At 75.8% G+C, this 12,845-nt stretch carries 2 protein-coding genes; both read left to right on the top strand.

What is annotated here, in order from left to right:
- The coding region (locus tag ACFVHV_RS41155) for an SDR family NAD(P)-dependent oxidoreductase (protein ID WP_380358658.1) at nt 1-10,896 on the top strand (10,896 nt) is incomplete at its 5' end.
- 16 nt (nt 10,897-10,912) lie between these two features.
- Nucleotides 10,913-12,845 (top strand): type I polyketide synthase (locus tag ACFVHV_RS41150; RefSeq protein ID WP_380358655.1); only part of this gene is annotated, 1,933 nt, incomplete at its 3' end.

Below are 12,845 nucleotides of genomic sequence, written 5' to 3'. Positions count from 1 at the left end.
GCGGAGGCGCTGGGTTCGGAGGCGCTGCTGGCGCGGGTCGATGTGGTGCAGCCGGTGCTGTGGGCGGTGATGGTGTCGCTGGCGGAGGTGTGGCGCTCGTTCGGACTCGTTCCGGATGCGGTGGTGGGTCATTCGCAGGGCGAGATCGCGGCCGCGGTGGTGGCGGGTGGTCTGAGCCTGGAGGACGGGGCGCGGGTGGTCGCGTTGCGTTCCCGTGCGGTGGGGGCGTTGGCGGGGCGTGGCGGTATGACGTCGGTGCCGTTGCCGGTGGAGGCGGTGCGGGAGCGGATTGCGGGCCGGTTGTCGGTGGCGGCGGTGAACGGTCCGTCGTCGACGGTGGTGTCGGGTGATGCGGACGCGGTGGCCGCGCTGGTGGAAGAGCTCGTGGGGGAGGGTGTGCGGGCGCGGTTGATCGAGGTCGACTACGCGTCGCACTCCGCGCACGTCGAGGAGGTCCGCGAGCGCCTGCTGTCCGACCTGGACGGCATCACGCCTCTCGCGGGTTCGGTGCCGTTCTTCTCGACGGTGACGGGCGGCTGGTTGGACACGGAGGTCCTGGACGCCGAGTACTGGTACCGGAATCTGCGGGAGACGGTGGAGTTCGGGCAGGCCACGGCGGCGCTGCTGGGGGAGGGCTTCCGGTTCTTCGTCGAGTCCAGCCCGCATGCGGTGCTGGGTGTGGCGGTGGGGGAGTCGGTGGAGGCCGCGGGTGTGGAGGCCGCGGTGCTGGGGACGTTGCGTCGCGGGGAGGGTGGCCCGGCTCAGGTGCTGCGTGCGGTGGGCCGTGCGTGGGAGTGCGGGTTGGGGGTGGACTTCTCGGGTGCGTTCCCAGGGGCGCGGCGGGTGGACCTGCCGACGTACGCCTTCCAGCGCAGCCGCTACTGGCTGACGGCCCCCGCCGCCGTCCCGGCCGCCCCCGCCGAGGACCGCTGGGACGACCCGGAACTGCAGGACCCCGCCCAGCTCGCCGAAGCCCTCGGGGTCGGCCGGGAAGTCCTGGACGAAGTCCTGCCCGCGCTGGCGACCTGGCGCTCCGTCAGGAACCGTGAACGGAGGGCGGAATCCTGGCGCTACCACGTTGCCTGGGCACCCCTGTCGGTCGCGCCGGCGGACGGCCTTCCCGGTCGCTGGCTCGCCCTGCGTGCCGAGGGCCACGACGCGGCGGCCGTCCTGGACACCCTCGGCGAGGCCGGAGCCGACCTCCTCCCGTGCGTCGTCGACGATCCGGGCGCGACCCGTGAACAACTGGCCGCCCTGCTGACGAAGACCGCCGCGGAGCAGCCGATCGCCGGCGTGCTGTCCCTGCTGTCCTGGGAGGAGCGCCCCCATCCCGAACACCCCGACCTGCCCGGTGGTCCGGCGCTGACCCTCGCGCTGGCCCAGGCGCTGGAGGACACGGGCATCCACGCCCGGCTCTGGACGCTGACGAAGGGAACGGCGGTCCTGGGCGGCGCTGAGCGGCCCGGACACGTCGGTCAGGCCGCGTCCGCCGCCCTGGGCCGGACGCTGGCACTGGAGCACCCGCATCGCCGCGGCGGTCTGATCGACCTGCCCGAGGTGCTGGACGTACGGGCCGCCCGCCGCTTGTGCGCGGTGCTCGCGGGAGCCGCGGCCGACGAGGAACAGGTGGCGGTGCGCTCCACCGGGGTCCACGGACGCCGTCTCCGGCCCGCGTCGTCCGTGCCGCCGAAGGCCCGTAAGGACGGCGCGGCCGTGCGGACGCGACCGCGATGGCGGGGCACGGTCCTCGTCACCGGTGGCACCGGTGGCGTCGGCTCGCACACGGCGCGCTGGCTCGCGGGCCAGGGCGCGGAGCGGCTGCTGCTGGTCAGCCGCCGCGGTGCCGACGCGCCCGGAACGGACGCGCTGCGGGAGGAACTGACGGCGCTGGGCGCCGAAGTGGCCTTCGCGGCCTGCGACGTCGCCGACCCGGCCGCACTGGCGGCGCTGCTCGCCGACATCCCGGCGCGATGCCCGCTGTCCGCCGTCATCCACGCGGCGGGCGTCCTCGACGACGGTGTGCTCGACGCGCTGGACCCCGCACGGCTCGCCGTGGTGCTGCGCGCCAAGCTGACCGCCGCCCGGAACCTGCACGAGGCCACCGCGGGTCTCGACCTGTCGGCCTTCGTGGTGTTCTCGTCGGTGATGGGCGTCGTGGGCAACGCCGGGCAGGGCAACTACGCGGCCGCCAACGCGGCCGTCGACGCACTCGTCGCCGCCCGCCGGGTCGCCGGGCTGCCCGGCACGTCCGTGGCCTGGGGCGCCTGGGCCGGGCCGGGCATGCTGGCGGACGGTGTCGCCGCGCGGCTGCGGGACTTCGGCATGCCGGTGATGGAGCCCGAAACGGCCGTCACCGCGATCGGCCGGGCACTCGCGGAGGACGACGAGCTGGTCGTGGTCGCCGATGTCGACTGGAGGCGCTTCACCACGGGCATGGGCCTGCGGTCCGCCGCCCTGCTCGACGGGATGCCGGACCCGGCTGCCGCGAGGCCCGTCCCGGATGCCACCGGACCGTCGGCGGCCCGGGAGGGCGGCGGCTCCGCCGACGCCCTGCGGCAGCAGATCGCCGTACTGCCGCGCCACGAGGACCGGGTCAGGACCCTCACCGAACTGGTACGCACCCACGCGGCGACGGTCCTGCGCCACCCGGACGTCGACACGGTCCAGCCCGGAAAGGCGTTCTCCGCGCTCGGCTTCGACTCGCTGACGGCGGTGGAGCTGCGCAACCGGCTCGTCGCCGTCACCGGACTGGCCCTGCCCGCCACCGTCCTGTTCGACCATCCCACGCCGTCGGTACTGGCCGACCGGCTGCTCGCGGACCTGGACCTGGACCTGGACCTGCCGGACGCCGCGAGCGGCGCCGCCGAGTATGTCGGCTCCGTCGGCTCCGAGGCGAGCCGGGCGGCGGCACCCGGCGGCAACGAGCCGATCGCGATCGTCGGCATGGGCTGCCGCTTCCCCGGCGGGGTCGCAGGGCCCGAGGACTTCTGGCACCTGCTCTCGAAGGGCACCGACGCCGTCGGCGACTGGCCGTCGAACCGGGGCTGGGACACCGAGGGGCTGTACGACCCGGACCCCGACCACGCCGGCACCACGTACAGCACGCAGGGCGGCTTCCTGCACGACGCCCCCGAGTTCGACGCGGAGTTCTTCGGCATCTCGCCGCGCGAGGCCCTGGCCATGGACCCGCAGCAGCGGCTGCTCCTGGAGACCGCCTGGGAGGCGGTCGAGGGCTCCGGGCAGGACCCGACGGCGCTGAAGGACCGGCAGGTCGGCGTCTACATCGGTACCAACGGCCAGGACTACTCCGTGCTGCTGCAGGGCGCCGAGGGCGTGTCCGAGGGCCATCTGCTGACCGGGAACACGGCCAGCGTGCTGTCCGGGCGGCTGTCGTACGTCCTCGGCCTCCAGGGGCCCTCGCTCACCGTCGACACCGCGTGCTCCTCGTCGCTGGTGGCGCTCCACCTGGCCGTGCAGGCACTGCGGCGCGGCGACTGCGAGCAGGCCCTCGCGGGCGGGGTGACGGTGATGAGCACCCCGCGGCTCTTCGTGGAGTTCAGCCGTCAGCGCGGGCTCGCCGCCGACGGACGGTGCAAGGCGTTCTCGGCGGACGCGGACGGCACGGGCTGGGGCGAGGGCGCCGGAGTGCTGCTGCTGGAGCGCCACAGCGACGCCGTGCGCCACGGCCACCCCGTACTCGCGCTGATCAGCGGCACCGCCGTGAACCAGGACGGCGCCAGCAACGGGCTCACCGCCCCGAACGGCCCGTCCCAGCAGCAGGTCATCCGCGCCGCGCTGGCCGACGCCGCGCTGCGCGCCGACCAGATCGACGCGATCGAGGCCCACGGCACCGGCACCAGGCTCGGCGACCCCATCGAAGCGCAGGCGCTCCAGGCCGTCCACGGGCCGGCGCGCCCGGCGGACCGGCCGCTGTGGCTCGGCTCCGTGAAGTCGAACATCGGGCACACCCAGGCGGCGGCCGGGGTGGCCGGGGTGATGAAGATGGTGCTGGCCATCCGCCACGGCGAACTGCCGGGAACCCTGCACGCCGGGACGCCGAACCCGCACGTCGACTGGTCCGACGGTGCCATCCGCCTGCTCACCGCGCACACCCCGTGGCCGGAGACCGGGAACCCGCGCCGGGCAGGCGTGTCGTCGTTCGGCATCAGCGGCACCAACGTGCACGCGATCATCGAGCAGGCACCGGCCGTCGCGCCCACCCCGGAGCGGACCGACACCTCGGCCGCGCCCGCCCCGGACACCGCCGCCCCGGACACCGCCGCCCCGGACACCGCCACGACGGCCACCGCGCGCCGGGCCGCCCCGCCCGTGCCGCTGCTGCTCTCGGCCGGCACACCGGAGGCCCTGCGGGCACAGGCCGGCCGGCTGGTGAGCCGGCTCGATGCCGACCCGGACGCCGAACTGGCGGACGTCGCCTACTCGCTCGCCACGGGACGGGCCCCGCTCGAACACCGGGCCGCCGTCCTGGGACGGGACCGGGCATCCGTCCGGCGCTCGCTCACCGCACTCGCGCGCGGTACGGCAGCGGGCCACCTGCTCACCGGCGGCGCCGTACGCTCCGGCCGGACCGCCTTCCTCTTCCCGGGACAGGGCAGCCAGCGGGCCGGAGCCGGTGCGGAGCTCTACCGCGACGACCCGGTGTTCGCCGACGCCCTCGACGAGGTGCTGACCGGCCTGGACCCGCACCTCGACCTGCCCCTGCGCGACATCCTGTTCGCCGAGCCCGGAACCCCCGGTGCGGCGCTGCTCGACCGCACCCGGTACACCCAGCCCGCGTTGTTCGCCCTGGAGACGGCGCTGTTCCGGCTCGTACGGCACTGGGGTGTGCGGCCCGACCTGCTGATGGGGCACTCCATCGGCGAACTCGCCGCCGCCCACGCGGCGGGCGTGCTGGACCTGCCCGATGCCTGCGCGCTGGTAACGGCCCGGGGCCGGCTGATGGACGAACTGCCCGAGGGCGGGGCGATGGTGGCGGTGGAGGCCACCGAGGAGGAAGTGCGCCAGGCCCTGCTGGACGACCGCGCCGGGCACCCCCTCCCGGAGACGGAGACGGAGCCGGAGACGGAGACGGACCGCGACCCGGGCCGGGACGCGGTGGACATCGCCGCCGTCAACGGGCCCACCTCCGTGGTCCTGTCCGGTGACGCGGACGCGGTGCTGCGCCTGGCCGGGGCGTTCCGCTCCCGCGGACGGCGCACCCGCCGGCTGAGCGTGAGCCACGCGTTCCACTCCGACCGGATGGACGGGATGCTCGACGCGTTCCGGGACGTGGCCGAGTCGCTGACCTACCACGCGCCCGGCATCGAGATCGTCTCCAACCTGACCGGGCGCACGGCCACGGCCGCGGAACTCCGTTCCCCCGACCACTGGGTGCGCCACGCCCGGGGCACCGTGCGCTTCCTGGAAGGGGCCCGCCGGCTGCGGGCCGAGGGCGCGACGACGTACCTCGAACTCGGACCGGGTGGCGTGCTGTCCGGCATGCTCCACGCCTGCCTCCCCGACGCCGCCCCCACGCCCGGCGGCCCCGGGACGGTGCCGCTGCTGCGCGACGGCCGCGGCGAGCCGGACGCGGTCCGCACCGCACTCGCCTCGCTGCACCTGCGCGGTGTGGCGGTGGACTGGTCGGCGGGCTGGAGCGGCACCGACGTGCGGCGGGTCGACCTGCCCACCTACGCCTTCCAGCGCAGGCGCTTCTGGCCGGTGGCCGCGCCGGACCCGGCCCCCGCCGCCCGGCGCTCCCGGGAGACCGAGGTCCCCGCCGGCCCCCGCCGCTACCGCATCGCCTGGGAGCCGCTCACCGCGCCCGCGGAGTCCCGCCTCTCCGGCCGCTGGCTGCTCGTCACCCCGGACGGACCCGGTGCCGAGGACACCGCACTCGCCTGCGAACAGGCGCTCGCCGGACACGGCGCCGACGTGGTCGTGATCCGGGTCGGGGCCGCCGTCGAACGCGCCGAACTGGCCTCGCTGCTCCCGGAGTTCGGCGCCCTGGAGGGCGTCCTGTCGCTGCTGGCGCTGGCTGAGGGACCCCACCCGGGCCTGCCGATGCTCGACGCCTGCCTGAGCGGGACCCTGCTGCTGCTCCAGGCACTGGGCGACAGCGGCATCGACGCACCCCTGTGGTGCGCCACCCGCGGCGCGGTGGCGGCCCACGGCACGGAGGAGGTCCGCCCCGAGCAGGCCCAGGTGTGGGGCCTTGGCCGGGTGGCGGCACTGGAGCACCCGCTGCGCTGGGGCGGCCTGGTCGACCTGCCGGACCTGCTGGACGGGCCCGCGCTGGACGGGCTGTGCGCGGTGCTGGCCGGACGGGACGGCGAGGACCAGGTGGCCGTACGCGCGCCGGTACCGCTGGGCCGCCGGCTCGTCCCCGCGCCGGAGCCCGCGACACCCGCGCCCGCACCGTGGACGCCGCGCGGCACGGTCCTCGTCACCGGCGGCACCGGAGGCCTCGGCGCCCAGGTGGCGCGCTGGCTCGCGGAGCGCGGCGCGGAACACCTCGTCCTCCTCGGCCGGCGGGGACCCGAGGCCCCCGGAGCCGACGCGCTGGTCGACGCCCTGGCGGCGCTCGGCGCCCGGAGCACCCTGCTGGCCTGCGACGTCGCCGACCGCACCGCGCTGGAACGGGTCCTGGAGAGGCTGCGCGACGAGGGCGACACCGTACGGGCCGTGGTGCACACCGCGGGGCTCACCTCGGACACCGCGCTGATGGACTGCACGCCGGAGGAACTGGCCCGGCGGACGGCGGCCAAGACGCGTGGCGCGGCCCACCTCGACGCCCTGTTCGAAGGCCGCCCGCTGGACGCCTTCGTGCTGTTCTCCTCGATCTCGGGCACCTGGGGCAGCGGCGGCCAGGGCGCCTACGCGGCGGCCAACGCCTACCTGGACGGCCTCGCCGCGGCGAGGCGCGGCCGGGGCCTGACGGCGACCTCGGTGGCCTGGGGCCCCTGGGCCGGCGCGGGCATGGCCGACGGCGCCGTGGGCGACGGCCTGCGCCGCCACGGGCTGGTGCCGATGGCCCCCGCGGCGGCGCTCTCCGCGCTCGGCCTGGCGCTGACCCTGGACGAGGGCGAACCGGTCGTCGCCGAGCTGGACTGGAGCCGCTTCGCGCCCATCTTCGGCTCGGTCAGGGACAGTGCGCTGCTGCGCGGCCTGCCGGCCGCCCCGGAGCCCCGGGCGGCGGACGGCGGCCCCGCGGACGCGGACACCTCCGCCGGGTCCGGACCCGGCACGGGCGGCGACCCGGCGTGGCCGCACCGGCTGCACCGGCTGTCCGAGCCCGAGGGCCGCAAACTGCTGACGGAGCTGGTCCGGAGCGAAGCGGCCGCCGTGCTGGGCCACGAGTCGGTTGCCGGCCTCACGGCCGACCGCCCGTTCCGCGAGCTGGGCTTCGACTCGCTCACCGCCGTCGAACTCCGCAACCGGCTGGTCGCGGCCACCGCTCTGCCGCTCGCGTTCACCTCCGTCTTCGACCACCCGACGGCAGCCGCCCTCGCCGCGCACCTCTTCGCCGGGCTGAGCGGCACCGAACCGGACACCGACGGTCCGACCGGCACGGCCGGGCCCGCGGCGGCCGACGAACCCCTGGCGATCGTCTCGATGGCCTGCCGGTTCCCGGGCGGCGTCCGCTCGCCCGAGGACCTGTGGCAGCTGGTGGCCGACGGAGTGGACGCGGTCACCGCGCTGCCCGCCGACCGCGGCTGGCCGCTGGACACCCTCTACGACCCGGACCCCCTGCACCCGGGCACCTTCTACACCACCGGCGGCGGATTCCTGGACGGGGCGGCCGAGTTCGACGCGGAGTTCTTCGGCATATCCCCGCGCGAAGCCCTGGCCATGGACCCCCAGCAGCGACTGCTGCTCGAAACCAGCTGGGAGGCACTGGAGCGGGCCGGACTCGATCCCGCGTCGGTGCGCGGCAGCGAGGGCGGCGTCTACGTCGGCGTGGCCGCCCAGGGCTACGGCACCGGCCCGCAGAACCCGTCCGACGAGGTCGAGGGGCACCTCCTCAGCGGCACGGTCACCAGCGTCGCCTCCGGCCGCGTCGCCTACACCCTCGGACTCGGCGGCCCCGCCGTGACCGTGGAAACGGCCTGCTCGTCCTCGCTGGTGGCACTGCACCTGGCCGGCCAGGCACTGCGCGCCGGTGACTGCTCGTTCGCCCTGGTCGGCGGCGCCGCGGTGATGGCGAGCCCGGACGTCTTCGTCGAGTTCAGCCGTCAGCAGGGGCTGTCGCCCGACGGCCGCTGCCGCTCCTTCGCCGAAGGGGCGAACGGTACGGGCTGGGGCGAAGGGGTGGGCGTCCTGCTCGTGGAACGCCTCTCCGACGCGCGCCGCCTCGGGCATCCGGTCCTCGCCCTCGTACGGGGCACCGCGGTGAACCAGGACGGTGCCAGCAACGGCCTCACCGCCCCGAGCGGCCCCGCACAGCAGCGGGTGATCAGGGCCGCGTTGGCCACGGCCGGACTGTCCGGCGCCGAAATCGACCTGGTCGAGGCGCACGGAACCGGTACCGTGCTCGGCGACCCCATCGAGGCGCAGGCCCTCCTGGCCACCTACGGCCAGGACCGGCCCGCCGACCGCCCGCTGTGGCTGGGGTCGCTGAAGTCCAACATCGGGCACACCCAGGCCGCCGCCGGCGTCGCCGGGGTCATCAAGACGGTGCTCGCACTGCGCAACGGCGTGCTCCCCGGCACCCTGCACGCACAGGAGGCGTCCAGCCGGGTGGACTGGTCGGTCGGCGCGGTCCGGCTGCTCGCGGACGCCCGCCCCTGGGACGCCCCGGACGGGGACCGGCCGCGCCGGGCAGGCGTCTCCGCGTTCGGCATGAGCGGCACCAACGCCCACGCCGTTCTGGAGGAAGCACCCGCCGCCGACGACGGTCCGCTGCCCGAAGGCACGGACGGCGAACCCTCCGAGGACACCGGGACCACGGTTCCGTGGCTGCTCTCCGCCATGACGCCCGCGGCCCTGCGCCGACAGGCGCGCCGGCTGGGCGAGCACCTGCGGGCCGACCCCCACGGGGGCGTCGCCGCACCGGCCCGCGCGCTCGCCACCACCCGCCCCGCCCTGCCCTTCCGGGCGGCCGCCACCGGCCGCGACCGCGACGCGCTCCTCGGCTGGCTGGACGCCCTCGCGGCGGGAGAACCCGCGCCCGACGCCGTGCAGGACCGGGCGCGCGGCGGACGTACGGCCTTCGTCTTCCCTGGCCAGGGCTCGCAGTGGGCCGGCATGGCCGCGGCGGCGCTCGACACCGCCGGGGCGTTCGCCGCCGCCATCGCCGACTGCGAACGGGCGCTCGCCCCGCACACCGACTGGTCCCTGACCGAGGTGCTGCGCGGCGCGCCCGGCGCACCGACGCTCGACCGCGTGGACGTCGTCCAGCCGGTGCTCTTCGCCGTGATGGTCGCGCTGGCCGCGCACTGGCGCGACACCGGGGTCACCCCGGACGCGGTCGTCGGACACAGCCAGGGCGAGATCGCCGCCGCCCACGTCGCCGGAGCGCTGTCGCTCGACGACGCGGCCCTCGTGGTGGCGCGGCGCAGCCGGGCGCTGCTGAGGCTGGCGGGACGCGGCGGCATGGTGTCGGTCGCCGCCTCCGCCGAGCGGACCACGAGCCTGATGCCCGCCGGCGGACGCCTCTGCGTGGCCGCGGTGAACGGCCCCGACGCCGTGGTCGTCGCCGGGGAGCCCGAGGAGCTGGCCGCCCTGCTCGCGGCCTGCGACCGGGAAGGCGTACGGGCCAGGGCGATCCCGGTGGACTACGCGGCCCACTCGGCCCAGGTCGCCGAGATCGAGGACGAACTGCGCGAAGCCCTCACCGGGATACGCCCCCGCGCCTCGGCCGTCCCGCTCTACTCGACGGTGACCGGCGAACCCGTCGCCGGAGAATCGCTCGACGCCGCCTACTGGTACCGCAACCTGCGCGAGCAGGTCGACTTCGTCGGAGCGACCCGCGCCCTGCTGGACTCGGGTCACACCCTGGTCGTCGAGGTCAGCCCGCATCCGGTGCTGCTCGCCGGGATCGAGGCGGTGGCCGCGGAGGCCGGGCGGGAGGTGTCGGCGGTCGGCACGCTGCGGCGCGGCGACGGTGGCCGGGACCGGCTGCTGGCCTCGCTGACCGAGGCGTGGGCGGCCGGCGGCGGTCCGGTGGACTGGTCGCCCTGGACGGGTGCCCCCGGGCCGGGCGGCCCGGCACCCGTCCTGCTGCCGACGTACCCCTTCCAGCGCGACCGGTACTGGCTGGCCACACCGGGCCGGACGGCCGCCGCGGTCACCACCGGGGTGCCGGCCGAGGAGACTTCGGAGGCCGCAGGCGACGAGGACGGTACCCCCGCCGCACGACTGGCCGCCCGGCTGGCCCCACTGGACCGGCCGGCACGCCGTCAGGTGGTGCTCGACCTGGTCATCCGGCACGCGGCCGCGGTCCTCGGCCATTCCGGAGCCGGTCCGGTGCGCCCGGAACGCTCCTTCTCCGAGATCGGCTTCGACTCGATGCTCGCGATGCGGTTCAGGAACGCGCTGTGCGAGGCCACCGGGCTGTCCGTCCCGCCGACGGTCGTCTTCGACCACCCGACGCCCGAAGCGCTCGCCGCCCACCTGGACGCGGAGCTGTCCGCCGCGCCCGAACCGCCCTCGCCGCTGCTGGCCGAGCTGGACCGGCTGGCCGCGCTCCTCGCGGCCGTCCCGCCCGGAGCGGCCGACACCGACGGGGTCGGCGAACGACTGAACGAACTGCTGCGCGGCTGGGGCCGGCGCGCCGGCGCACCGGGCGGCGAGGCACCACCGCCCGGACCGGTGGACGACACCGTCACGGCGATGGAAACGGCGACAGCGGACGAGCTGTTCGCCCTGATCGACAACGACTTCGGCAACGCCTGAGAGAGAGCTGGCACTGATGTCCGACGACAAGAAGCTGCTCGACTACCTCAGGCGCGTCACCGCCGACCTCGGTGACGCCCGGAGGCAGCTGCGCGAGGCCGAGCAGGCCCGCCACGAACCGATCGCCATCGTCTCCATGGCCTGCCGCTATCCCGGCGGCACCGACACGCCCGAACTGCTGTGGGACCTGGTCTCCCGGGGCGCCGACGCGATCTCCGCCTGGCCGGTCAACCGCGGCTGGGACCTGGAGGGCCTCTACGACCCGGACCCCGAGCGGCCCGGTACCTCCTACACCCGGCACGGCGGCTTCCTGCACGACGCCGCCGAGTTCGACGCGGAGTTCTTCGGCATCTCGCCGCGCGAGGCCCTGGCCATGGACCCCCAGCAGCGGCTGGCACTGGAGACCGCCTGGGAGGCGGTCGAGCGGGCCGCGATCGACCCCCGCACGCTGCGGCGCACCGGCACGGGTGTCTTCCTCGGTGCGATCGGCAACGGCTACGGCGAGGGTTCGCGCCACCTCCCCGAGGTCCAGGGCCTGTTGGACACCGGGACCGCGAGCAGTGTGGTCTCCGGCCGGATCGCCTACACCCTGGGCCTGGAAGGGCCCGCGGTGACCGTGGACACGGCCTGCTCCTCCTCTCTGGTCGCTCTGCACCTGGCGATCCGGGCCCTGCGGGCCGGCGACTGCACGCTGGCCCTGGCCGGCGGGGTGTCGGTGATGGCGACCCCCGACGCGTTCGTGGCGTTCAGCCGCCAGCGGGCGCTGTCGGCCGACGGCCGCTGCAAGGCGTTCGGGGCCGAAGCGGACGGAACCGGCTGGTCCGAGGGCGCCGGTGTCCTGCTGCTGGAGCGCTTGTCGGACGCGCGGCGCAACGGGCACCCGGTGCTGGCGGTGATCCGGGGTTCGGCCACGAACCAGGACGGTGCGAGCAACGGGCTGACCGCGCCGAGCGGTCCGTCGCAGCAGCGGGTGATCCGGGCGGCGCTCGCGGACGCGGGCCTGACGGCGTCCGAGGTGGACGCGGTGGAGGCGCACGGCACCGGCACCACCCTCGGCGACCCGATCGAGGCGCAGGCCCTGCTGGCCACCTACGGCCAGGGGCGGCCCGCCGAACGGCCTTTGTGGCTGGGCTCGTTGAAGTCGAACATCGGCCACACCTCGGCGGCGGCCGGAGTGGGCGGCGTCATCAAGATGGTGCTGGCGATCGAGCACGGCGAACTGCCCAGGACCCTGCACGCGGACCGGCCGACGCCCATGGTGGACTGGTCGTCGGGAGCCGTGGAAGTCCTCTCCGAGGCCCGCGCCTGGGACGACACGGGACGCCCGCGCCGGGCGGGCGTGTCCGCCTTCGGCGTCAGCGGCACCAACGCCCACCTGATCCTGGAACAGGCCCCGGCGGAGGAGGCCGAACCGGTGGCCGACACCGCGGCCGGCGGCGACGCGTACCCGCTGCCCTGGGCGCTGTCGGGGCGCACCGACGAGGCGCTGCGCGACCAGGCGGCCCGGCTGCTGGCACACCTGGGCGCCGACCCCGCACCCCTGCGGGCCGCCGACACCGGCCGCGCCCTCGCCCTCACGCGGACCGCCTTCGAACGGCGCGCCGTGGTGGTGGGCACCGACCCGGACCGGCTGCTCGACGGCGTGAAGGCGCTGGCGGAGGGCCGCTCGGTGCCGGGGCTGGTACAGGGCGACGGTGTGTCCTCGGGCCGTTCGGTGTTGGTGTTCCCGGGTCAGGGTTCGCAGTGGGTGGGGATGGCCGCGGAGCTGTTGGCCGAATCGGCTGTGTTCGCGGAACGGATGGCGGAGTGCGAGCGGGCGCTGGCGCCTTACGTGGACTGGTCGTTGGCGGAGGTGCTGGGTTCGGAGGCGCTGTTGGCGCGGGTCGATGTGGTGCAGCCGGTGCTGTGGGCGGTGATGGTGTCGCTGGCGGAGGTGTGGCGCTCGTTCG

Source organism: Kitasatospora sp. NPDC127116 (assembly GCF_042677365.1).
Lineage (GTDB): Bacteria > Actinomycetota > Actinomycetes > Streptomycetales > Streptomycetaceae > Kitasatospora > Kitasatospora lactacystinica.
Note: the sequence above shows the minus strand (reverse complement) of the source record. Positions and strands in the feature narration are given on the sequence as shown.